Source organism: Aquimarina latercula DSM 2041 (assembly GCF_000430645.1).
Classification (GTDB): domain Bacteria; phylum Bacteroidota; class Bacteroidia; order Flavobacteriales; family Flavobacteriaceae; genus Aquimarina; species Aquimarina latercula.
In genome coordinates this window covers 67,802-90,789 of sequence record NZ_AUMK01000005.1, presented here as the reverse complement: position 1 = coordinate 90,789, position 22,988 = coordinate 67,802, and the positions used below count along the sequence as shown (strand labels likewise).

General features: G+C 32.3%; 22 protein-coding genes and 1 pseudogene. 12 read left to right on the top strand and 11 right to left on the bottom strand.

The genetic code is table 11. The features are described from left to right. Positions 1 to 28: 28 nt before the first annotated feature. Positions 29 to 2,056: a M56 family metallopeptidase gene (locus H526_RS30710; RefSeq protein ID WP_027392434.1), complete on the bottom strand. Its 2,028-nt coding sequence runs from the start codon at positions 2,054 to 2,056 to the stop codon at positions 29 to 31. A gap of 4 nt (positions 2,057 to 2,060) precedes the next feature. Continuing rightward, positions 2,061 to 2,417 (bottom strand): BlaI/MecI/CopY family transcriptional regulator, encoded by a 357-nt coding sequence (locus H526_RS0107510; RefSeq protein WP_027392433.1) that lies wholly within the window; start codon positions 2,415 to 2,417, stop codon positions 2,061 to 2,063. A gap of 183 nt (positions 2,418 to 2,600) precedes the next feature. Here H526_RS0107510 and H526_RS0107505 point away from each other — a divergent pair, with 183 nt between their 5' ends. Continuing rightward, positions 2,601 to 3,554: a calcium/sodium antiporter gene (locus H526_RS0107505; protein WP_027392432.1), complete on the top strand. Its 954-nt coding sequence runs from the start codon at positions 2,601 to 2,603 to the stop codon at positions 3,552 to 3,554. A gap of 297 nt (positions 3,555 to 3,851) precedes the next feature. Here the strand turns inward: H526_RS0107505 and H526_RS0107500 are convergent, their stop codons facing one another. Continuing rightward, positions 3,852 to 4,874, bottom strand: a complete 1,023-nt coding sequence (locus tag H526_RS0107500) for a glutamine synthetase beta-grasp domain-containing protein (RefSeq protein WP_027392431.1) — start codon at positions 4,872 to 4,874, stop codon at positions 3,852 to 3,854. A gap of 219 nt (positions 4,875 to 5,093) precedes the next feature. Between H526_RS0107500 and H526_RS0107495 the strand changes: the two genes are divergently transcribed. The 8 genes from H526_RS0107495 to H526_RS0107460 all read left to right on the top strand — a co-directional run bounded on the left by H526_RS0107495 (position 5,094) and on the right by H526_RS0107460 (position 14,878). Further along, the gene (locus tag H526_RS0107495; protein WP_027392430.1) at positions 5,094 to 7,280 is read left to right on the top strand and encodes a glutamine synthetase III family protein; all 2,187 of its coding nucleotides are present in this window, start codon (positions 5,094 to 5,096) and stop codon (positions 7,278 to 7,280) included. 335 nt (positions 7,281 to 7,615) lie between these two features. After that, entirely contained in the window at positions 7,616 to 8,806 is a 1,191-nt protein-coding gene (locus tag H526_RS0107490; protein WP_035084888.1) for a hypothetical protein, read from the top strand. Positions 8,807 to 8,889: 83 nt separating this feature from the next. Then, entirely contained in the window at positions 8,890 to 9,405 is a 516-nt protein-coding gene (locus H526_RS0107485; RefSeq protein ID WP_027392428.1) for a hypothetical protein, read from the top strand. 20 nt (positions 9,406 to 9,425) lie between these two features. Further along, positions 9,426 to 10,148, top strand: a complete 723-nt coding sequence (locus H526_RS30705; protein ID WP_051336045.1) for a CsgE family curli-type amyloid fiber assembly protein — start codon at positions 9,426 to 9,428, stop codon at positions 10,146 to 10,148. Positions 10,149 to 10,164: 16 nt separating this feature from the next. Further along, on the top strand, positions 10,165 to 10,572 hold the full coding sequence (locus H526_RS0107475) for a curli production assembly/transport component CsgF (RefSeq protein WP_027392426.1): 408 nt from the start codon (positions 10,165 to 10,167) through the stop codon (positions 10,570 to 10,572). Between the two features lie 6 nt (positions 10,573 to 10,578). Further along, entirely contained in the window at positions 10,579 to 12,054 is a 1,476-nt protein-coding gene (locus H526_RS28590; protein WP_051336044.1) for a CsgG/HfaB family protein, read from the top strand. A gap of 13 nt (positions 12,055 to 12,067) precedes the next feature. Then, a complete protein-coding gene (locus H526_RS0107465) occupies positions 12,068 to 13,558 on the top strand; it encodes a carboxypeptidase regulatory-like domain-containing protein (protein WP_035084885.1) in 1,491 nt (496 codons plus the stop codon). Positions 13,559 to 13,696: 138 nt separating this feature from the next. After that, entirely contained in the window at positions 13,697 to 14,878 is a 1,182-nt protein-coding gene (locus tag H526_RS0107460; RefSeq protein ID WP_027392424.1) for an AIR synthase related protein, read from the top strand. Positions 14,879 to 14,964: 86 nt separating this feature from the next. On the opposite strand, the gene H526_RS0107455 is transcribed toward H526_RS0107460, so the two are convergent. Beyond that, on the bottom strand, positions 14,965 to 15,453 hold the full coding sequence (locus H526_RS0107455; RefSeq protein ID WP_035084882.1) for a peptide-methionine (S)-S-oxide reductase: 489 nt from the start codon (positions 15,451 to 15,453) through the stop codon (positions 14,965 to 14,967). A 60-nt stretch (positions 15,454 to 15,513) separates the two neighbouring features. Here H526_RS0107455 and H526_RS0107450 point away from each other — a divergent pair, with 60 nt between their 5' ends. Beyond that, entirely contained in the window at positions 15,514 to 16,008 is a 495-nt protein-coding gene (locus H526_RS0107450; protein WP_035084879.1) for a DUF1648 domain-containing protein, read from the top strand. A gap of 68 nt (positions 16,009 to 16,076) precedes the next feature. Here H526_RS0107450 and H526_RS31710 read toward each other — a convergent pair whose 3' ends face one another. Together H526_RS31710 and H526_RS0107440 are read right to left on the bottom strand one after the other, a co-directional pair. Continuing rightward, the gene (locus tag H526_RS31710) at positions 16,077 to 16,253 is read right to left on the bottom strand and encodes a hypothetical protein (protein ID WP_155839637.1); all 177 of its coding nucleotides are present in this window, start codon (positions 16,251 to 16,253) and stop codon (positions 16,077 to 16,079) included. Between the two features lie 108 nt (positions 16,254 to 16,361). Beyond that, entirely contained in the window at positions 16,362 to 16,733 is a 372-nt protein-coding gene (locus tag H526_RS0107440; RefSeq protein ID WP_027392421.1) for a hypothetical protein, read from the bottom strand. Positions 16,734 to 16,855: 122 nt separating this feature from the next. Here H526_RS0107440 and prfA point away from each other — a divergent pair, with 122 nt between their 5' ends. After that, positions 16,856 to 17,932: a peptide chain release factor 1 gene (gene prfA / locus H526_RS0107435; RefSeq protein ID WP_027392420.1), complete on the top strand. Its 1,077-nt coding sequence runs from the start codon at positions 16,856 to 16,858 to the stop codon at positions 17,930 to 17,932. A gap of 125 nt (positions 17,933 to 18,057) precedes the next feature. Here the strand turns inward: prfA and H526_RS0107430 are convergent, their stop codons facing one another. Then, on the bottom strand, positions 18,058 to 18,912 hold the full coding sequence (locus H526_RS0107430) for a polysaccharide lyase family 7 protein (protein WP_027392419.1): 855 nt from the start codon (positions 18,910 to 18,912) through the stop codon (positions 18,058 to 18,060). A 251-nt stretch (positions 18,913 to 19,163) separates the two neighbouring features. On the opposite strand from H526_RS0107430, the pseudogene H526_RS32320 reads away from it, so the two are divergent. Continuing rightward, a pseudogene (locus tag H526_RS32320) lies at positions 19,164 to 19,310 on the top strand (peptide chain release factor 1); the annotation flags it as partial. A gap of 94 nt (positions 19,311 to 19,404) precedes the next feature. On the opposite strand, the gene lgt reads toward H526_RS32320, so the two are convergent. The 4 genes from lgt to folE all read right to left on the bottom strand — a co-directional run bounded on the left by lgt (position 19,405) and on the right by folE (position 22,953). Further along, positions 19,405 to 20,355, bottom strand: a complete 951-nt coding sequence (gene lgt, locus H526_RS0107425) for a prolipoprotein diacylglyceryl transferase (RefSeq protein WP_027392418.1) — start codon at positions 20,353 to 20,355, stop codon at positions 19,405 to 19,407. A gap of 95 nt (positions 20,356 to 20,450) precedes the next feature. Then, positions 20,451 to 20,720: a membrane protein insertion efficiency factor YidD gene (gene yidD, locus H526_RS0107420; RefSeq protein WP_027392417.1), complete on the bottom strand. Its 270-nt coding sequence runs from the start codon at positions 20,718 to 20,720 to the stop codon at positions 20,451 to 20,453. A gap of 14 nt (positions 20,721 to 20,734) precedes the next feature. Further along, entirely contained in the window at positions 20,735 to 22,231 is a 1,497-nt protein-coding gene (gene cysS / locus H526_RS0107415; RefSeq protein WP_027392416.1) for a cysteine--tRNA ligase, read from the bottom strand. 44 nt (positions 22,232 to 22,275) lie between these two features. Further along, positions 22,276 to 22,953, bottom strand: a complete 678-nt coding sequence (gene folE, locus H526_RS0107410) for a GTP cyclohydrolase I FolE (protein ID WP_027392415.1) — start codon at positions 22,951 to 22,953, stop codon at positions 22,276 to 22,278. Positions 22,954 to 22,988 lie beyond the last annotated feature (35 nt).

Below are 22,988 nucleotides of genomic sequence, written 5' to 3'. Positions count from 1 at the left end.
TTTTTAAGTAATTGTGATATTGATTTTGTTATTTCAATATAACTTCTATAACACCATTTTCTCCTTTAGAACCAAATTTAGTGATTGCTTTTAAGGATTTATAGACATTTACAGATGCTATGTTATCCGGATTTATGTTGGTGAGTTCACTGTATTTAGATTCTTTTCCATTAATAAAAATTAAGGGCTTCGGTTCGTTGTCATTAGATGATCCAATTTGGATATCCTCTTTATCTATTCTAATGTCAAAACCAGTTTCTTTTTTTGCGCTCTTTTTTGTTGTAATATGAATGACACCATCTTCTCCTTTTTTTCCATATTTCATTACATTTTCTTTTCCTTTGGATACATCTATACTTTGTATCTCATCAGTCTTCAGCTTTTTCACTTCTTTTTTACTAGCTTCTTTTCCATCGATAATGTATAAAGGGTCTTTATCAGAATCATTATCAAAATCAAAAAGTGTTTTGCTATCGTTGGAGTGAAAAGATAAATGACTTTGATTGTCATCAGTTTTTATGAAAATTGTGTTTTTCCCATCTTTTTTTCGTGATACTTTTCTTTTTTTCTTTTTATCACCTTCTACAATAAAAATACTTTCTTCGTCATCATCAGAATTAATTTCTATAATATGTGTATCACTATGTTTACTTCCTTTATTCTTGCTGATCCAAATGTTATTACTGGATTGTCCGATGTTTATTTTGTCTTCTTTACTATCATAGGATAAAACTAATGGTGTAATTGGAGAATCATTTGATAATGAAAAATTAGCATTACTGTTTTTAGATGATACATCAACACTTATACTAGTGATGTCATTATTGCTGTCGCGTTCGACATCACTAAAAGTCACTTTTACGTTATATTCATTTTTTAAAATCCGCTTTATCTTTTCAAGATCTTTTTTGGTGGATTTCTTATTAATTACAAACTCAATCGTATTTTTCTTACTCTTTGTATGTACTTCTTTTTTTACACCAGTTTTGTTTTCTTCAATATTTTCTTGTTTAGGGAACTTGGTTGATAGGATTACTTTTTCTTTGTTAGGTGTATTATTGGTAGGGAACTCTTTTTTAGAATCCTCTTTCTTTTCTATAGGGAATTTCTCCTTTTTAATAATATTATCAGTTTCATTAGGTACTATATCTTCTATAGTAGTTGTGGCTTGATCAGAAGTTTTGTTTTGGATATATTGTATTTCTGTTTTAGTGTTAAAACTCCATAAAAATAAACTTAGCAATGGTAAGATAATTGTTGCTTTCCATAAATTTTGATTTTTTGATTCCTTTTTGTTTAGCATAACGATTCGTTTTTTGATTAATGATTGATAAAAATTATTGGTGATAGATGAATAATTATTAGATGATACTTTGACCAGTGTTAATTGATACTCTTTTTTTGAAGAAATATCTCGTACGGCCTCTTGATCAGCGATAAATTCTAAATTTTGCTGTAAACTTTTTTTATATATCCAAGAAAAAGGGTTGATCCACTGAAATATCACAAAAACATTGGCGATCAGTATATCTAGTGTATGATATTGTTTAGCATGAATTTTTTCATGTTTTATGATCATTTCTAGTTCTTTAGATTCGTGTAATGTGGGATTGAATATGATGTATTTAAAGAAAGAAAATGGAGCGATATCTTCTTCGGTTTTTAAGAAAGAAAACCCATTATTTCGTTTATTAGGGCTTTTTTTAAATATCCTTTGTAAGGATACAAGTTGAAAAATAAATCGTATTAATAAAATGGAGGTAATAGTGATATATGTGCTAAAGATTATAACCCACCAGTCTATCGACGTTGTCTGATTTTCGGAAATAGAAGCAGTTGAAGAATTAACTTCTATTATCTGAAAATTAGGTTGTTCTATAAATTCTATTGTTGTGAACTCTAAGAGTGGTAGTAATAGAGCGCTCACAATTCCTGTAAGTAAGAAGTGTCTATTAACTGTAAAGAAAGTGTCCTTTCTTAAAAGAAAAAAATAAACAAGGTAAAATAAGGATAATACAATACTGGACTTAACTAAATAGATTAAAAAAGCTTCCATAAGTTTATTTTTTTTGTTCGATTACATCTAAAATCTCTCTCAACTCTTCTGCGGTTATTTTCTCTTCTTTAGCAAAAAAAGAAACCATGTTTTTGTAAGAGTCATTAAAGTATTGACTCATCGCTTTACTAACAAAGTTGTTTCTGTACATTTCTTTTGTAATAACAGGGAAGTATTGGTGTGTTTTTCCATATGCTTTATGATCAATGTACCCTTTTTCTTCAAGGTTTCTTATGATAGTCGATACTGTATTATAATGAACAGTATTGTTTAATTCAGCTTGAACCTCTTTAGCAAAAGCTTTTTCTAATTTCCATAGCGCTTGCATGATCTCCTCTTCCTTATTAGTAAGTTTTTCCATTTTATCTTTTTATATGAGCTCAAATATATAACTACATAATTAGTTTTACAACTATTTTTATAGTTATTTAACTATTTTAATAGTTTTCATTTGTTTTTTAAGCAGAGTTACTACTAAAAAATGATTGTTATATTCATTACATATGGTATACTTATTTTATATTCGCAAACAAATTAACAGCATATGATTCAGAGTGTACTTTTTGTAATTATAGGATTTGTACTTCTTGTAGTTGGAGGAGAATATTTAGTACGTTCTTCGGTGGCATTGTCTTTTAGATTAAAGCTTTCAAAAATGGTGATAGGTCTTACAGTAGTTTCTTTTGCTACTTCTGCGCCAGAGTTATTAGTTAGCTTACAGGCCGCTTTGGGAGGTTCTGCTGATCTTTCTTTGAGTAATGTGATTGGATCAAACGTTGCTAACATTGGGTTGGTTTTAGGTATTACTGCATTAATTGGTCCATTGGCTATAGATAAAGATTTTTATAAGTTTAATTGGCCAGTGATGATGCTTTTGTCTTTAGTACTTTATTTTTTCTTAGATAATGATGGTGTTCTTACCAGAGTTGAAGGAGGGGTATTATTAGGATCACTTTTTGTGTATATGTTTTTGTTGATAAGAAGAGCAAGAAAGCACGCTGATAAAACGGTAGAAGATGTTGATGATTCGTTAGAAAAGATATCTAATTTTAAAATGATTCTCTGGTTGCTCATTGGTGGTGTAGCTTTGTATTTTGGTTCAGAGTTGTTAGTAGAAGGAGCCAAGGATATAGCAACTAGAATGGGAGTTAGCGAAGCTGTGATTGGTCTTACGATGGTTGCAATTGGGACTAGTGTTCCTGAATTGGCAGCTTCAGTAATTGCAGCATTGAAACAAGAAAAAGCAATTTCTCTAGGAAATCTTATAGGTTCTAATATTTTTAATATCGCATCTGTTTTAGGTGTTACTTCTTTAATTCAACCTATCGCTGTAACAGATACTCGTTTAATGAATATAGATATATTTTGGATGTTAGGATTTGCAATGATTTTATTGCCTTTGGCATTTATTCCCAAAAAAATGGTTTTAGGTAGACCAAAAGGGTTTTTGATCTTTTCTTGTTATTGCGTGTTTATTGCCTTGGTTTTTTTAAAGTAGATAGTTTTATGTAAGCTTAATGGTTTCTGTTGGTTTGTTTTAAATTGATTTATTTACTATTAGTTTGATTTTTTCTTGCAATAGAGATTTATACACATATATAGTTATTGCGGGATGTAGCTTATTCTTTTTTTAGGTTTAATAAGATGTAATCTTTGTTTTTAATTTGTTATTAGTGCAATGGCAGTTTAAATTGGTATTTTATTTAGGATAAGAGAATAAAAAAGCCTTCAAAGTACTTTGAAGGCTTTTTTGCGTTTAACAAACTTTTAGTTAGTTACACTTGCATCAAATCAATTATGCTGTTACTGCTGAAATATCAGCTGTTTTAACAGTCTTAACGATTCTAGCAGCGATTTTATAAGGATCACCATTAGATGCAGGACGACGATCTTCTAACCATCCTTTCCATCCATTCTCTACAGTGATAATAGGAATTCTTATTGAAGCTCCTCTATCCGATATTCCGTAAGAAAATTCATTAATAGATTGAGTTTCATGTTCTCCTGTTAATCTTTGGTCATTAAATTCACCATAAACAGCGATATGCTCCTTAGTTACTGGTCTAAATGCTTCACAAATAGTTTCGTAAACTTCTTTAGAACCACAAGTTCTTAATACTTCGTTAGAGAAATTAGCGTGCATACCAGAACCATTCCAGTCACCTTTTACTGGTTTTGGGTGGTATTCAATATAGTATCCATATTTTTCTGTAAGTCTATCTAGTAGGTATCTAGCTACCCATATTTCATCCCCCGCTTTCTTAGCTCCTTTAGAGAATAATTGAAATTCCCATTGTCCACTTGCAACTTCTTGGTTGATACCTTCGAAGTTAAGGCCAGCATCAATACATAAATCAGCGTGTTCTTCTACAAAGTCTCTACCGTGAGTATTTCTACCTCCAACAGAACAATAATACATACCTTGTGGTCCAGGATATCCTCCAACAGGGAAACCTAAAGGTAATTGAGTGTTTTTGTCCATAATAAAGTATTCCTGTTCGAAACCAAACCAGAAATCACCATCATCATCAATTGTAGCTCTTGCGTTGGATTCGTGTGGAGTTCCATCAGCATTAAGAACCTCAGTCATTACTAGGTATCCATTTCTTCTTGTTGGATCTGGATAAATAGCAACTGGTTTTAATAAACAGTCAGAAGATCCTCCTTCTGCTTGTTTTGTAGAACTACCGTCAAAAGACCATACAGGACAATCTTCAAGCTTTCCACTAAAATCATCTTCAACTTTTGTTTTACTTCTTAGATTAGCAGTTGGCTTATAACCATCTAACCAAATGTATTCTAATTTAGCTTTACTCATAATTAACACTTTATAAATTGAACTCTTAAAGGTTTCAAAATTAGTTTTATTTTGTGATAACGGAAAAAAAATAGGGGGTCAATTGTAGTTTTTTTATTAATTTTTATCAACACCCTACTTTTTTGCAGGGTATTTTGGTTTTATTTTAATTTTTAAAGAGCATTTTTTTAATATCAACAATAAAAACTTCTTTTATATTTGTAAAAAACTTATTCAATTATGTCAACACTTAGATTCCAAGCATTAAAAGAAGCATTAAATCGTAGTTCTGTGGTAATTACAGAAACAGAACGTAGATCTGTCTTGTTTGGGGAGAATGTATTTAATCAATCAACGATGCTCCAATATTTAACTAAGGACGCTTATAGTAGCGTGATGGATGCGATTGATCATGGAACTAAGATTGATAGAAGAATTGCCGATCAGATTGCATCTGCAATGAAGGATTGGTCATTGTCAAAAGGAGTAACTCATTATACACATTGGTTTCAACCTCTTACAGGAGCAACTGCGGAAAAACATGATGCATTTTTCGAAACTATAGGTAATGGTTTAGGGATAGAAAAGTTTGGTGGTGGTCAGTTGGTACAACAGGAACCTGATGCTTCTTCTTTTCCTCATGGTGGTATCCGTAATACATTCGAGGCTAGAGGTTATACTGCTTGGGATCCTACATCACCTGCATTTATTTATGGAACTACTTTGTGTATACCAACTGTATTTGTTGCTTACACAGGAGAAGCTCTAGATTATAAAACGCCATTGTTAAGGGCTTTACATGCAGTTGATACTGCGGCTACAGCAATTGCGAAGTATTTTGATAAAAATGTAAAAAAAGTAAATGCTTCATTAGGATGGGAGCAAGAATATTTTTTAATAGATCGAGCTTTAGTAGAGTCTCGTCCGGATCTTGTAATGACTGGTAGAACTCTTTTAGGTCATTCTTCTGCCAAAGGGCAGCAGTTGGATGATCATTATTTTGGGAGTATTCCTAATAGGGCTTTGGCTTTTATGAGAGATTTAGAAATTGAATGTATGTTATTGGGTATTCCTGTAAAAACTAGACATAATGAAGTAGCTCCGAATCAATTTGAACTTGCTCCTATTTATGAGGAAACTAATCTAGCAGTTGATCATAATTCTTTATTAATGGATATTATGGAAAAAGTTGCTTCTAGGCATAATCTAAAGGTTCTGCTACACGAAAAACCTTTTGCAGGAGTAAATGGATCCGGTAAACATAATAATTGGTCATTAAGTACGAATACAGGTGTAAATTTATTAGGACCTGGTAAAACACCAATGAGTAATCTTCAGTTTTTAACATTTTTTATAAATACAATTAAGGCTATTAATGAGCACGAAGAGTTGATGAGAGCAGGAATAGCTTCGGCTAGTAATGATCATCGGTTAGGAGCTAATGAAGCCCCACCTGCTATTATGTCTGTTTTTATAGGAGAGCAACTTACTTCTGTCCTAAAAGAATTAGAAGGTGTTACTGACGGTAAGTTATCTCCAAAAGAAAAAACGGATTTAAAGCTTAATGTAGTTGGTAAAATTCCTGAAATCTTGCTAGATAATACGGATCGTAATAGAACATCTCCTTTTGCGTTTACTGGAAACAAGTTTGAATTCAGAGCAGTTGGATCTAAAGCGAATTGTGCTAATCCGATGACAATACTAAATACTATAGTGGCAAAACAACTTGTGGAATTTAAGAAAGAAGTTGATGTGCTAATCGATAAGAAAAGTCTAAAAAAGGATGAGGCGATCTTTAATGTATTAAGAGAGTATATTAAGCAATCTAAAAGTATTCTTTTTGAAGGTAATGGATATGGAGAAGCTTGGGAGAAAGAAGCTAAAAAGCGAGGTCTTAGTAATAATAAAACAACTCCAGAAGCATTAAAAGCCAAGGTTTCTAAAAAAACAATAGACCTTTTCGAAGAAATGGGTGTAATGAATAAAATAGAAGCAGAGGCACGTTATGAAATCGAAATCGAAGAATATGTAATGCGTATTCAGATTGAAGGTCGGGTATTGGGTGATGTAGCAAGGAATCATATTATTCCTACAGCGATTAAGTATCAAAACATGCTAATTAGTAATGTTTCTGGATTAAAAAATCTCTATGATAAAGATTTTAAGAAATATGCAAAAGAACAGATGGAGATTATAGAAGAAATTTCTAAACATATTGGTGAGATAAATACTAAAGTCAATGAAATGACCGAAGAACGAAGAAAAGCTAACAAATTATCTAATATAGAAAAGAAGGCCTTAGATTATTGTAAGAAAGTAAAACCTCTCTTTGATCAGATTCGATATAGTTGTGATGAATTAGAGTTGTTGGTAGATGATGAGTTGTGGCCTTTAACTAAGTACAGAGAGCTTCTTTTCACTAGATAGGTAAGAATTTACTGACCATTTATTTTTTTTGTTTTATTCTTAACAAAAAATTAATATCTGTTAAACCCTTGACAAAATCATATAAAACTCTGGTTTTTATGGCTTTTCCGTAATGCATTTTGTCGAATTCTTACAGAATATGTAAAAATACCCTTAAGGTTTTCATAAATTTGCTTTGTTCGGCAATAGCGCATAAATATTATTTGCAGAACGACTCCCCCAGATTTTTTATAAGGAAAGAGCGTTAGGTATTGATAAATATCTATCACTCAATCGTACGCCCCAAAATGTTTATTGAGAATTGAATTATTAATCAAATTTAATATATTTTACGTATGAAAAAAGTAATTTTTAGTCTAGCAACTTTATTAAGCGCGTCAGTGATGGTTGCACAGTCAAATGCTAGTAGCGTTGATCAATCGGGTGATATGAATGCTGCTAACATTACGCAAGTAGGTTTAGCAAATACAAACACTACAACTCAATTAGGAGCAGGTAACAATGCAGAAGCTATTCAGGGTAGTGAAGCATTCGCTTCTAGAAACGGAATTGTTACTCAAATGCAAACAGGAGATAAGAATAGCGCATTCGCTCAGCATGAAGAGGACAGAAATGAAGTTTATCAAGTACAAATAGGAAACGGAAATACTGCTTCTGCTACTCAAAATTTATTAAATTTTGGTGGAGATAATCTTTCTGAGCAACTTCAAGAAGGTAATGGTAACAATGCTACGATCTCTCAAGAAGGAGCTGGTTTCTTCGGAAATGGATCATTAAATTATGCTGGTCAAGGTCAGTTTGGAGATGCTAACACAGCAACTACTTCTCAAGGAGGTGAAGAAAACTTTAGCTTAATTATTCAGGATGGTTCTTTTAATACAGCTTCTATGGCGCAAGTAGGAGATGTTAATACTGCTGACCAGAGACAAGTTGGTGAAGCTAACTTAGCAAGTGGAGAGCAGTGGGGAACAAATAATACGTTAATTCAATCACAAACTGGTGGAGGTAACGTAGCTACTTCATTACAAGGTAGTAGTTTCTTTGATTCTAGAGGTGGTGTTGTTGATCAATTACAGTCTGGAGACGAGAATGAGGCATTTGCTCAACACGAAGAAGATAATAATTTTATTATTCAAACTCAGTTAGGTGATGGAAACTCTGTTTCTGCAACTCAAAATTTAGCATTTTTCGGTGGAGATAATATTGCAAGTCAGTTCCAATCAGGTAATGGAAATGTTGCTTCAGCTTCTCAAGAAGGTGACTTCGGTATTTTCGGAGAAGGAAACTTAGTACTTCAAGGACAAATAGGAGATGAAAACATTGCAGAATCTTTACAAAATGGAGCTAGTAATATCAGTGATATTTTCCAATTAGGAGATTCTAACTTTGCACAAGATACTCAGTTTGGAACAGGTAACACTACTTTTGTAACTCAAACTGGAGAGTCTCATAGTAGTATCATTCTTCAAAGTGGAACAGGTAACGCTGCTGTTGTAACACAGAGCGGTTCTGGAGGAGAGCTTTAAGAAATATTTTTAATATATTTGAGAGAGTTACATTGACCTTTAGTTAGTGTAACTCTTTTACTACTTTTAAAACCCTTTTACTAATGAAAAAATACTTCACATTTTATATCATAGCGTTAGGCTTATTTCTCTGTGGAAATTCCTACGCTCAGAATAGCGAGAACCGAGATGAATCATTGGTAGGGAGTCAAGAACGATTCATAACACTGAATCAAATAGAAAGTAATACTAATGTGCAGCTTGCAAGGGAGAGTATGATAAATAATAGCGCAGTATTTATCCAGCAAGTAGGTGCTAATAACCAGGTGTTTTCTAATATAACAGCGGAGCGGTCCGATATTCGTTTAAGTCAGAATGGAGAGCAAAATTTAATTGATATAAATGAAACTTCTCGCGAAATTGAAAAGTTAATAACTCAGAACGGTAATAATAATTCAGTAATAGATTTTTCATTTAACCGAGATATTTCAACAAATCTCGAAATTCTTCAAGAAGGAGATAATCTGTCATTCGAACGATTTGGTAGTAACGAGCTAACTAAAAATTTAAAGTTTAAAATGACGGGTAATGCTCGTACAATTATTGTTAGGAGTTTTTAAACGATATTTTATTACTTCTTATGAACTTTAAACTGGTCATACTGTTTTTTTTGGTATTTCAATTCTCGAATGGTCAGCATACCAATATAGAAGTAGTCGCTAAGATTAAAACAGAAAGAATAGATGATATTGTTTCTATTAGTGCAGAAGCGACAAATGCTACAGAGGTTTATAAAAGTTTAAAATATACATTTTCAGTTTTTAGGACAGACAGCAAAAATAATGTTACTAAAAACAATCAAGAAGAAAGATTTACATTAGAAGCTAATGAACAAAAGAGTCTTGCTGTTACATCTGTAGGTGTCGATGAGCAAGATAAAATTGTGATACTTTTGTTGATTTATGAAGAAGAAACAATAGTAGGTAAAGACCGAATTGCCTTTAATGAGGAAACGAAAAAAAAAGAAAAAGAAGAAGAGTACGTAGAATATGATGGTATCGAATTAAAAGGTATTGTTATTGAAGAAACAAAAACAAAACCTGGAAAGGATTTTTATGAGTTTTTTTATAATTCTTATACACTAAATAGAATAAATGGTTCTAAAATAGTTGGAGTTTATGAAAAACTTAGTTTTGGTAGAAGTACAATTATCCAGGTTAAAATAGAAGATAAAGTCATTCATGAATTCCTTGGAAAACCAGATGTAGAATATTTAGAGCAAATGTCTAAAATTTCAATACGTCGGGTTTACAAATATTTTAAAGATCTTAAAAAACAAAAAAGAGATATTTTTCAGTATTAATTACTTATTAAAACATATGAAGTCAATCATAGTAACTACTTTGCTTGTTTTCTCAGCTTTTCAATTTAGCTATGGACAAGACTTAGTATATCGGCCAAAAAACCCTGCTTTTGGAGGTGATACTTTTAATTATCAATGGCTGTTAAGTTCTGCAGAGGCCCAGAATACATTTACAGATGAAAATGATCCGAACGCTGATGATAGATCAGAGTTAGAAAGATTTACAGAAAGTCTAAATAACCAATTATTAAGTCAGATATCCAGAACTTTATTTAATGAACAATTCGGACAAGAGGGACTAACTGAAGGTACTTTTAGTTTTGGAACATTGTTTATTGAGATTTTTCCCTCTGGAGAAGGATTGGTGATAAACATTTTAGATACTAGCACCGGAGATCAATCTCAAGTAATAATTCCTAATTAATTTTTAATGCGTCATAAGTTTTATCAAGTAATTCTAGTAATTTCTTGTGTCATATTGTTGTCCGGATGTGGAACCTATTTTAATCAGCCTATTACAATAGAACAAGCAAGAATTGGGGAGGATACACAGTTTACTCAGACTTTAAGAGATTTTCCCAGGCCTACGGAACCTGTAGTGGTAGGAGTGTATAAATTTAGAGATCAAACAGGTCAGTATAAGCCTACTGAAGCAGGAAGTACATTTAGTACCGCTGTTACTCAAGGGGCAACTACCATTTTGGTAAAAGCCTTAGAAGATTCTAAGTGGTTCGTACCTATCGAAAGAGAAAATCTTAGTAATTTATTGAATGAGCGAAATATTATTCGTTCTACTAGAAAAGAATATAGAAAAAATAAAAATTCTAAAGAACCTCAATTACCACCATTATTGTATGCTGGAATTATTTTGGAAGGTGGTATTGTTTCCTATGACTCTAATATCATTACGGGAGGATTGGGAGCAAGATATTTTGGAATAGGTGGTTCTACTCAGTATAGACAAGATAGAATTACGGTATATTTAAGAGCTGTTTCTACATCAAGTGGTAAAATTTTAAAAACAGTTTATGTCTCTAAAACAATATTATCACAGGCATTAGATGCTAGTTTTTTTAGATATGTTAAGTTCAGTAGATTGTTAGAAGCCGAAACTGGTTTTACCAAAAATGAACCCGGACAGATAGCGGTTTCTGAAGCGATAGAAAAGGCAGTTGAAGCCTTGATAATAGAAGGTATAGAAGATAAGCTTTGGAGTTCCAAAGCAGAACCAGAAAAAGTAAATGCGTTAGTAGCAGATTATAATGAAGAGAAGAATGAAGCACATAATACTGGGCTCTATGAACGATATTTTAAAGAAAGACGAGGAGAAAAATCATTATTCGCTAACGGAGGAATGGCTCTTATTAGTGGAGATTATAATAACGCGGATTTATCATATTCCATAGGAGTAGGAGGTAAGTGGTATTTTAATCCATACTTAAATGCTAATGTAAGTATTAGTAAGTTTGAGTTACGAAATGAAGGAGCATTCTCAGAGGGGTTTCATGCAATTGATGTAAATGCAGAGTTGACTCTATTGCCTTTTGAAAAACTTACACCTTATTTCTTTGGAGGAATGGGAACTGTAAATAGTGATGATTTTGATAGAACCTTTTTTAAATTTCAATATGGAGGAGGTATCGAATATTTAGTCTCTGATCATATAGGAGTGTCGCTAGGTGCTACCCATAATCTTGTATTAGGTGATAAGTTAGATAATGTTACTCAAGGTAAAAGAGATGATCAATATTTTAATTTTTCTTTAGGTTTAAATTGGTATTTTAAAACTCCTTTGAAAATGGATAAAGAACTTCGTAAACAAAAACGAAGAGAAGATAAAGAGCTTAGAAAACTAAAAAAAAGAAATCGACAAGTAATTGAAAATGGTGAAGTTCCTAAAGGATAAAACCCTGATGAAAATGAAAAAATACATAATAAAAATAATAACAGTATTTATGGTTTTTGCTATCACTTCGTGTAGCGAAGATACAATAGATTTAGAAGGTTTGGGTGCTGTTAGAGGAAGAGTTGTGGCCGTGGGAACCAATGAGCCTCTAGAGAATGTGAAAATATCTACAAACCCTTCTTCAAGCACAGTTTTTACTGATGCTGATGGAGAATATATTATTGAGAATATTCCTTCTGGTGATTATTCTCTTGCCGCTCAGAGAGATGGATTATTAGCGCAATTTGAAGCGATATCAATTATTGCTGATCGAGAGTTGGAGATCGTTTTTGAGATGGATGTAGAGACGGCTGGTAATAGAGCACCTGATGCTGCAATCTTAGATTCGCCAGCAGATAATTCTGTAGATCAACCATTGGAAGTTACATTAGTTTGGACAGGTTCTGATCCTGATGATGATGCTCTTACTTATACGATTACTTTGCGTAATGATGAAAACTCTGAAGTAGAAGTTTTTGAAAATATTACGGATACAACCTATACGCTTACCAATCTTTCCTATAAGGTTAAATATTTTTGGCAAGTAAGTAGTAATGATGGGATAAATAATTCTGTAAACAGTAGTAGTTTTGCTTTTGAAACTATGAGTCCTCCAAATAATCGAATTGTCTATACGAGATCAATCGATGATAACGGAGTAATTTATTCTGCGGATGAACAAGGAAGTACAGAGATCCAACTGACATCAGAAACTAAGAATAGTTTTAGGCCTAGACGTCATGTGGGAACAGGTAAGATTGCTTTTCTACAATCTGTTGGTTCGCAGACGCATTTGTTTACAATGAATGAAGATGGTTCTCAAATGATGCAGGTTACTTCTCAAGTTTCTGTTGCTGGATTTAATTTAGGAGAAATCGATTTTTCTTGGACAGAAAATGGTGCTAAATTGTTGTTCCCTAATCAAGATAAATTATATAGTATTAATGCTGATGGAAGTGGTCTAGTTTTAGTTTATCAAACCTCTAACGGAGATCTTATTTCAGAAGTAGATACGAATGATAATAATAATGTAATTGTACTTAAGACTAATAATTTAGAAGGTTACGAGGTAACGATTTTTACGATCAATACATCAGGAACTGTTCTTGATACAATATTGTCAGGAGTTTCCGGAGCTGCAGGAAGTATAAATCTTTCTGTTGATGGGACTAAACTTTTATATAGTCGTGATATTTCTGGTTTTGAAAGCAGTGAATATAGACAATTAGATTCTCATATATTTATATATAATTTTGATGATAGTTCTAATTTAGATATCTCAATTGAAAAACCGGCTGGGACTAATGATTTGGATGGAAGGTTTTCTCCAAATGAAGCTTCCGTTATTTTTGTAAACACTTCTAATGATGGAATATCACAAAAAAACATACAAACAATGTCAATTTTAGAAATAGCTAATAGAGCTGATTTAATTACGAACGCTTCTATGGCAGATTGGGAATAATATCTTTCTAGAGATACATATTTTGTGTCCCAAATTCAAGAATATTAATACTTGAATTTGGGATTTTTTATATTGAGTTTAGTGATTGAGGTAAATTCAATTATCTTTGCGGTTTACTATCCGTTTAATACTGTAATAATGAGTCAAGAAGTAAGTAAACGCTACGCTCAGCGTGGAGTTTCGGCATCTAAAGAAGATGTTCATAGTGCTATAAAGAACATAGATAAGGGTCTTTTTCCAAAAGCATTTTGTAAAATAGTTCCGGATTACCTTACTGGTGACGAGGATTATTGTTTGATAATGCATGCGGATGGAGCAGGTACCAAATCTTCTCTGGCTTATATGTATTGGAAGGAAACAGGAGATATTTCTGTATGGAAAGGTATAGCTCAAGATGCTTTAATAATGAATATAGATGATTTATTATGTGTTGGAGCAACTGATAATATTATGTTGTCTTCTACTATTGGAAGAAATAAGAATTTGATTCCTGGAGAAGTAATTTCTGCAATTATTAATGGAACTGAGGAGTTATTAGAGGAATTAAAAGGTTTTGGAGTTACTATCCATTCTACTGGTGGAGAAACCGCTGATGTAGGGGACTTAGTGCGAACAATTATAGTAGACTCTACGGTAACAGCTCGTGTAAAGCGTAAAGATGTTATTGATAACGCTAATATAAAAGAAGGAGATGTGATAGTAGGTTTGGCTTCTTTTGGTCAAGCGACTTACGAAAAAGAATATAATGGCGGTATGGGGAGTAATGGTCTTACTTCTGCTCGTCATGATGTATTTCATAAGATTTTGGCGGAGAAATATCCTGAAAGTTTTGATGCTGCAGTACCTTCTGAATTGGTGTACTCTGGAAAAACAAACCTTACAGATGAGGTAAAAAACGCACCAATTGATGCTGGTAAATTAGTATTGTCTCCAACGAGAACTTATGCACCTATAATAAAAAGTATTTTATCTAAGTTTAATAGTTCGGACGTTCATGGAATGGTTCACTGTAGTGGAGGAGCTCAAACTAAAATTTTGCATTTTGTAGATAATTTACATATTATTAAAGATAATTTATTTGATGTACCTCCTTTATTTCAGTTAATCCAAGAAAATTCTGGTACGGATTGGAAAGAAATGTATCAAGTTTTTAATATGGGGCATCGAATGGAGTTATATGTATCTCCAGAAATTGCAGATGAAATTATTTCAATTTCAAAAAACTTTAATGTAGACGCTAAAATAGTTGGACGTGTTGAGGGGTCAGATGAAAAGAAACTAACAATAAATAGCGAATTCGGAACATACACTTATAACTAAATTATATTGTTGGATTGTCCTATCTGTATAAAACAAGTATAAAACTTGTGAATACTAATTTTTCAAAATCTTTAAGGATTACCTGTTTAAAAATTCATTTTATCCCAATACTTGTTTCTAAGAAACTCTAATTTGGGTTGAATATATCGTATGCAAAACGTTTTTTTTGGATCCTTCTTGTAGTAGTTGGTTAATTCTGTTCTCGAAGGTTTAAAAGAATTAAATTTTAAAACTTTTGTTATTAATCGATTTTGAAAATTTTCATTTAGTTGAATAATGATTGTTTCAATAATTGGCTTTTGTTCATTTTTGAAATAATAAATCGCACTTCGGTATTTTTCTCTAAAACTATGATTAGAGGTACTTTTGTGTGTAAGTAAATGAATTTCAATTAAGTCCTTTAGACTTATTATTTCGGGTGAGAATACTATGATTACAGCTTCCGAAAAAGAGTTGTTGTTTCCAGTGCTTTTTATATAACCTTGTTCAACAGAGGTTATACCTTTTAAGGATTGAAAAACGGCTTCTGTACACCAGTGACATCCTCCACCTAGTCCTATTTTTAAATTACCCATTACATTCAAAAATCGTAATTTAATTTCTAATTATTATATTGAATTTTATAAAGTTATATTATGGGTAATCCAATTATTAAAGTTGAAAAGGGATTGATAGATGTTTTGTTAGAAATAATAATGCTAATTGGTTTGATTACTTTGATTTTAATTCCGTTGTTTTATTATAAAGATCTTCCAGAAATGATTCCAACTCATTTTAATGCAAAAGGAACTCCAGATGATTATAATTCTAAATCCATGATTTGGTTTCTTCCGATTATTGGTTTGTTTCTCGCGGCAGGTCTTTTTGTTTTAAATAAATCACCTCATGTTTTTAATTACCCTAAAGCATTTACTAAAGATAATGCATCTAAATATTACAGGAATAGTACGAGGCTTATTCGAGTGTTAAACCTAACTATTACATGGACTTTCGTTTTTATTTTATATAAATCTGTTCAAGTTGCATTAGGTCATTCTGAAAATTTAGGGATATGGTTTTTACCAGTTTTTCTAATTATTATTTTTGGAGCTATTATTTACTTCGCTTTAGGGGCAAGAAAAATAGCATAGATTTTCAAGAGTCTAGATGTTTGTGTCTAGACTCTCGAATACAGAATTTAGTTGTTTTGCCTAGTTTATTATGATCCTAGTTCGTCATTGAACCGAACTGTTTTGGTTTCTGTTTCTTCTTCTTTTGTCTCTACAAGTTCAATTGTGTTCTCATCATTAAACTTTCCTTCTTTTTTTTGAAAAAAGATAGGTACAGGAATCATAGTTACCATAATAATGAATAGCAGTAAGACGATACGTCTCATAATTTTTTTTAACCTTTTCATTTTAGGAATAATGTAATATGTACTACCAGTTGTTGGTAATGGTGTAAATAATTATTTTTTTGGCTAAAAAGCCTTTAAAGAAAGGGATTACCCTATATGAAAAGAATTTTCCTCAGAAGTGTAATTAGTTTTCTTTGGAAAGAATATTTTATGTTTTAAAGTTAAAGAAATAGTATTGTTAAATTCTTTACCCTTAACAATGTGGATGCTATTATGGAATCTTACTAAGAATTGTAAATCAGAATTATAATATCTAAATTTCTGGTCACTCTTTATGACTTTGTTGTAAGAAGTAGTTTTAAGATTATTTTCCTTAGAAGAAATTACTAATTCGATAGTATTTTCATAAGAAATTGGTTGGGTATAATTTGTATAGCCACCAATACCTAAGAAAAGTAAAAGTGTGATAAACCAACTAAAAAGTAGTTTGTGATTGTATGTGTACGAGCCTTTTAGCATTTGAAGGATAAAAATACAACTTTTTTATATTAATAATTATACCCCAGAATATTAAAAGTCAATATGACCTTTGGACAAAAAAACGTATTTTTGTAAATTCTACTTACAGGATAGATAGAACTATGATTGATAAATTAAATATTGTAAAGCAACGATTTGATGAGGTAACAGATCTTATTATTCAACCAGATATTATTTCTGATCGAAAAAGGTATGTGCAGCTCAATAAAGAATATAAAGATCTAAAAGCATTGATGGATGAGAGAGATCATTATATAGAGTTGACTGATAATAAGAAAGAAGCGGAAGAGATCATTGCAGATGGTAGCGATGCGGAAATGGTGGAGATGGCAAAAATGCAATTAGAAGAGGCCAAAGAAGAATTACCAGCTTTAGAGGAAAAAATACGGTATATGCTAGTGCCTAAAGACCCAGAAGATGCTAAAAACTGCGTAGTGGAGATTCGTGCCGGAACGGGTGGTGATGAAGCAAGTATTTTTGCTGGTGATTTATTCAGAATGTATACTAAGTATTGTGAAGGTAAAGGATGGAGTACTAGTGTGGTAGATCTTAGTGAAGGAACTAGTGGAGGGTATAAAGAAATTATTTTTGAAGTAAATGGTGAGGACGCTTACGGAACAATGAAGTTCGAAGCAGGAGTACATCGTGTACAACGTGTTCCTCAGACGGAGACTCAAGGACGAGTGCATACTAGTGCAGCGACTGTTATGGTGTTGCCAGAAGCAGAAGAGTTTGATGTAGAGCTCGATATGACAGAAGTAAGAATTGAACGAACTACGTCTACAGGTCCTGGAGGACAATCTGTAAATACCACATATTCTGCGATTAAGTTGCATCACGAGCCAACAGGTATGATTGTTAGTTGTCAGGATCAGAAATCATCTCATAAAAACTTAGAAAAAGCTTTAAAAGTACTACGTTCTCGTTTATATGATATTGAATTAGAAAAGAAACAAGCTGCTGATTCAGAAAAACGTAAGAGTATGGTTTCTTCTGGTGATAGATCTGCAAAAATTAGAACATATAATTATCCGCAAGGTAGGGTAACTGATCATCGTATAGGATTAACTTTATACGATCTTGGTAATATTATTAATGGAGATATCCAGAAAATAATAGATGAGTTACAACTGGTAGAAAATACAGAGAAACTAAAAGAGTCTAACGAGGTATTCTAATCGAATAGAGTTGGGTGATATTTATGGGATTGAAAAAAGGTTGTGTAAAAATATTTGCACAACCTTTTTTCTGAATAATTTTGGTTAAAAAAAAATCGATCACTAGTCAATAAGAAATTGAATTATTATGTCCTGTTGGTAGCAAATGAAATTGTTTCCACTCTTTGACGTGTATTATTCGAACCTCCATCAGGCATATAGGCTCCATGCTTCCAATAAAAATTACCATCTAATCTACTCCAGTCGGAATCAAAACTAAAAGTGTTTCGGGCTCTTTCTCCAGTGTCTAGGTTGTCAATTCTTACATCTAGATTTCGTGAGCCATTAGGGGTCTCCATTCTAATTCTGTACCGATCATTTTGTCTGAATGGGATGGTTTCTGCAGCGGTTGTAGTACTAGATCCTGTAGGTGCATTCGTTCTTTGTAAGCGAATTCTTCCGTTTTCTGCCACTACAGTTGCATATGGTCTACGAGCGTCTCCATGATCATTATGTAGTTGTGCTAAAATAAGTTCGTGTCTGTTGTCATAACCTCTAACATCAAAGGTGAGATCTAATCGATTTCTACGATCCATATCAATATTGGTTTGATCTCTATATTCGGCTCTTCTTCTTTCATTACCATTTGGACACTGTAAGATTAATCGACTACCGTCAACATAAATGTAATCAGTGATGTCAAAACCATTGTCGTTAGGATCATCCTTATATTCACGTTCATTCCAATTATGAGCTCCTCCACCATCATTGTCAACTTGAAAATCATCATTACTGGAGTAAGAACTATCAAAATCCCAAGGAGTATCAGAAGATGCTTTAGAGAGATTATTAAGATCGTTGCCTTCTACAATATTGGTTATATCCGTATCCGATATAGCTTCTTCTTCACATGAAATAGCAGTCAATAAAAGAACAATGAGTACTGTTGGTTTAAATAATAAATTGATAATATTTCTTTTTTTGTAAATTAAAATTGTCATAATCGTAAAATTAGTAGTTATAATTTGTGTTATATTTATTTGGTTAACCAAATTATATATTGGTCAACCAAAAACAATAAAAAAAATGTTAATTTCACGCTTTTAATGTATTTATTAACAATAATTAACTAATAAACTTGTAAAATACATGGTGTAGATGGTTTTTTTTGAGAATATCAAATATTTGAATATTAGTTTATAACAAGGTAACTCAGTTGAATATGTTTCTGTGTATATGTAATTTTATGCATATTGTTTCTTCTGGCGACAAATCTGCAAAAATTAGAACATGTAATTATTTATAAAGTAGGATAACCGATCATCTAATAAGATTAATTTTATATGATCTTGGTAATATTATTAATAGAAATATCCGTAAAATAATAGACGAATTATAATTCGTAGAAAGTAGAGAGAAACTAAAAGAATCTAATGAGGTTTTTAAATAGAATAACCTAGTTATTACTCTCTTTTTTATAAATGGCGTGTTTTTTATTTTAAAGTATATGACTTTGCGTCTTCTTTAATTTTCTTAGCTGTTACTACAAAATAGAGTCCAACTAATATAAAAGGTATGCTTAGCCACTGGCCAGTAGAAAGTATTCCGTTAGGTCCATCTCCAAATCCATCCTGGCTTGTTTTTACATATTCTACAATAAAACGAACAATGAATATAAGCATCATATACATTCCAAATAAAAACCCTCTGTTGTTTCGTTTGTCTGTTTTCCAGTATAATAGCCAAAGTATTAATGATACAAAGATATATCCAAATGCTTCGTATAATTGAGCGGGGTGACGATATGGAATTGCTTCTAGTAGATTAGCAAATTTAGGATTGTTTACAATAGCGGAGTATGCTTCATTAATATTTTTAATTCCTGTTTCTCTTACAACTTCTCCTTTGCTTAAACCATCCCTTATAAACTTTACTCCAAAGGCAGAGTCTTCGGAAGGTTCTCCGATAATTTCTGAATTAAAAAAGTTTCCTAGTCGAACAAAAATTCCTCCGAAAGCTGCCGGAATCGTTACCCTGTCCATAATCCATAAAGGATGTTTTTTTAAAACATTTTTAGAGTAATAATACATAGCTATAATAAATGCTATAGCTGCCCCGTGACTTGCAAGTCCTCTAAATCCTATAAATTCAAATGTTGGATTGAATTTAAAAGGTAAAATGATTTCTAGTAAATTATTTCTGTAATAATCCCAATCATAAAAGAATACATGACCTAATCGAGCTCCTAATAAAGTACCTATGACTGCATAGATAAATACAGAATCTAGTTTTTCCATTGAAATTTTTTCACGGATATATATTTTCTTCATTAAATACCATCCTAATGAAAAAGCAACTACAAACATCAGGCTGTAAAAACGAATAACAAAAAAACCAAGATCAAATCCTTCTATAGGATTCCATACTATTTTAGAGAATATCATGTGGAAAATTATTTTTCTAGGGTAAATATAGGTATTTAATTGAACTCAAAATTATAAATAAAACATTAATGAGATAAACAGGTGTGGGGATAAGTTTAACTTTTCTTTTTTTCTTTGGTGTCGGCATCCGGAACTGGGTCATATCCACTACCTCCCCACGGGTGACAACTAAAAATACGTTTTATGGCTAGTTTTCCACCTTTAAACAATCCATGCTTTTCTAGTGCCTCTACAGTGTAATGCGAGCAAGTAGGTTGATAACGACAGGTAGCAGGAGTTAAAGGTGAAATTACATGTTGGTATAATTTCACAACTCCAATAAATGGTAGTATTAAAACCTTTTTTAAGGTTAAATTTGAACCCAAAATAAAATATTAAATTAATTTAGAGTAAAAGTAGTTCCCTCACGGCCATCCTTTAGTTGAATTCCCATAGCTAATAACTCGTCTCTGATTTTATCACTAGTTGCAAAATCTTTATTTGCTCTTGCTTCTGCTCTTAGATGAATTAATAATTCAACCGTACTAGAAAGTTTATCGCTAATATCGGAAGAAGCTTCGTTAACATTTACCAATCCTAAAACATCGAATACTAGTTCACTTATTTTAGTTTTTAGCATTTCATAATCTTCTTTTGATACAGAAGATTTTTCTTCTTTTATTGAATTAATGAATTTTACCGCTTCAAAAAGTTTAGCAATTAGAATGGGACTATTAAAGTCATCGTTCATAGCAGCATAACATTCTGTTACCCAATTCTGAACATGAAATCCTTCTGTAGTGTCACCTATTTTTAGATTTTCTAAAGTTTCAATTGCCTCCATGAGTCGATAAAAACCCTTTTCTGAAGCTTCTAGAGCATCATTAGAAAAATCTAAGATACTTCGATAGTGCGCTTGAAGCATGAAAAATCTAGCAACGCTAGGGGCGAAAGCTTTGTTAAGTTTGTCGCTTTCTCCATTAAAAATTTCAGCTGGCGATAAGATGTTTCCTGTTGATTTAGACATCTTTTTACCATCGAGAGTTAACATATTAGCGTGCATCCAGTAATTTACAGGACTAACACCACAAGCTGCTTCTCCTTGGGCGATTTCACATTCATGGTGTGGAAACTTAAGGTCCATTCCGCCTCCGTGAATATCAAATTTTTCGCCTAGATATTTAGTACTCATTACCGTACATTCTAGATGCCATCCAGGAAAACCATCACTCCAAGGAGATGGCCATCGCATAATATGCTCCGGTTCTGCTTTTTTCCATAAAGCAAAATCCTGAGGGTTTTTTTTATCACTTTGTGCAGTTAATTCTCTGGTATTAGCAATCATATCTTCAAGATTACGACCACTTAATTTTCCGTAATCATTAGTTTCATTGAATTTTTTAACATCAAAATATACAGAGCCATTCGTTACGTATGCAAAACCATTATCAATTATGGATTTAATCATTTCAATTTGTTCAACAATATGACCTGTAGCAGTTGGTTCTATGCTAGGAGGTATGTTGTTAAATTTCGCTAAAATGTTATGGAAATCTAAAGTGTATCGCTGCACTATTTCCATAGGTTCTAATTGTTCTAATCTTGCTTTTTTAGAAACTTTGTCTTCTCCTTCGTCTGCATCATTTTCTAAATGCCCTGCATCTGTTATATTTCGAACATAACGCACCTTAAACCCTAAATGTTTAAGATATCTGTAAACCAAATCAAAAGAAATAAAAGTTCGACAATTTCCTAAATGTACATTACTATAAACGGTTGGGCCACAAACATACATTCCAATATTACCTTCAGTAATTGGAATGAATTCTTCTTTTTGACCTGAAATTGAGTTGTAAATTTTTAGTTTTTGAGTTTTGTACAATGGAGCTATTGCCATGATTTTAATGAGTTCTTGTGATTATTGATTGAATAAATATAAAATTAAAACGTGGTGTCTAATTTAATGTAGTCTAGGAATTCTCTGCGTACAGCTTGATCTTTAAATTTCCCTCCAAATTCGCTAGTTACTGTGCTGCTTTCGATATCTCTTATTCCTCTAGAATTTACGCATAGATGTTTTGCATCTATTACACAAGCAACATCTTTGGTATTTAGGACTACCTGAAGATCCTGAACAATTTGCATAGTTAAACGTTCTTGTACTTGAGGGCGTTTTGCATAATAATCTACTATTCGATTCATTTTAGATAATCCCACAACCGTTCCGTTAGAAATATATGCTACGTGAGCTCTTCCTATAATTGGGAGTAAGTGATGTTCGCAAGTAGAATATACTGTGATATTCTTTTCTACTAGCATCTCTCCATATTTGTAGTTGTTGTCAAAGGTAGAAGCCTCTGGTTTTCTTTGTGGATGCAAACCAGAAAAAATTTCATTCACAAACATTTTCGCAACTCGTTGGGGAGTTCCTTTAAGACTATCATCATCAAGGTCTAATCCCAAAGTTTCCATAATATGCTTTACATCTTCTCTAATTAAAGCGATTTTTTCTTTATCACTTAATTTAAATGCATCTTCTCTAAGAGGAGTTGTTGCGCTAGTAGCTACATGATTATCACCTAGCGCTTCAATAGCTTCAAGGGCCTTGTCTATCTTCACAAGTTCAAAATTTTATTATTATCAAATAAAAAGAA

Bases quoted from the DNA above. Each gene is read 5' to 3' on its own strand.
- H526_RS30710 (WP_027392434.1), bottom strand. From the start codon at position 2,056: ATGGAAGCTTTTTTAATCTATTTAGTTAAGTCCAGTATTGTATTATCC.
- H526_RS0107510 (WP_027392433.1), bottom strand. From the start codon at position 2,417: ATGGAAAAACTTACTAATAAGGAAGAGGAGATCATGCAAGCGCTATGG.
- H526_RS0107505 (WP_027392432.1), top strand. From the start codon at position 2,601: ATGATTCAGAGTGTACTTTTTGTAATTATAGGATTTGTACTTCTTGTA.
- H526_RS0107500 (WP_027392431.1), bottom strand. From the start codon at position 4,874: ATGAGTAAAGCTAAATTAGAATACATTTGGTTAGATGGTTATAAGCCA.
- H526_RS0107495 (WP_027392430.1), top strand. From the start codon at position 5,094: ATGTCAACACTTAGATTCCAAGCATTAAAAGAAGCATTAAATCGTAGT.
- H526_RS0107490 (WP_035084888.1), top strand. From the start codon at position 7,616: ATGAAAAAAGTAATTTTTAGTCTAGCAACTTTATTAAGCGCGTCAGTG.
- H526_RS0107485 (WP_027392428.1), top strand. From the start codon at position 8,890: ATGAAAAAATACTTCACATTTTATATCATAGCGTTAGGCTTATTTCTC.
- H526_RS30705 (WP_051336045.1), top strand. From the start codon at position 9,426: ATGAACTTTAAACTGGTCATACTGTTTTTTTTGGTATTTCAATTCTCG.
- H526_RS0107475 (WP_027392426.1), top strand. From the start codon at position 10,165: ATGAAGTCAATCATAGTAACTACTTTGCTTGTTTTCTCAGCTTTTCAA.
- H526_RS28590 (WP_051336044.1), top strand. From the start codon at position 10,579: ATGCGTCATAAGTTTTATCAAGTAATTCTAGTAATTTCTTGTGTCATA.
- H526_RS0107465 (WP_035084885.1), top strand. From the start codon at position 12,068: ATGAAAAAATACATAATAAAAATAATAACAGTATTTATGGTTTTTGCT.
- H526_RS0107460 (WP_027392424.1), top strand. From the start codon at position 13,697: ATGAGTCAAGAAGTAAGTAAACGCTACGCTCAGCGTGGAGTTTCGGCA.
- H526_RS0107455 (WP_035084882.1), bottom strand. From the start codon at position 15,453: ATGGGTAATTTAAAAATAGGACTAGGTGGAGGATGTCACTGGTGTACA.
- H526_RS0107450 (WP_035084879.1), top strand. From the start codon at position 15,514: ATGGGTAATCCAATTATTAAAGTTGAAAAGGGATTGATAGATGTTTTG.
- H526_RS31710 (WP_155839637.1), bottom strand. From the start codon at position 16,253: ATGAGACGTATCGTCTTACTGCTATTCATTATTATGGTAACTATGATT.
- H526_RS0107440 (WP_027392421.1), bottom strand. From the start codon at position 16,733: ATGCTAAAAGGCTCGTACACATACAATCACAAACTACTTTTTAGTTGG.
- prfA (WP_027392420.1), top strand. From the start codon at position 16,856: ATGATTGATAAATTAAATATTGTAAAGCAACGATTTGATGAGGTAACA.
- H526_RS0107430 (WP_027392419.1), bottom strand. From the start codon at position 18,912: ATGACAATTTTAATTTACAAAAAAAGAAATATTATCAATTTATTATTT.
- lgt (WP_027392418.1), bottom strand. From the start codon at position 20,355: ATGATATTCTCTAAAATAGTATGGAATCCTATAGAAGGATTTGATCTT.
- cysS (WP_027392416.1), bottom strand. From the start codon at position 22,231: ATGGCAATAGCTCCATTGTACAAAACTCAAAAACTAAAAATTTACAAC.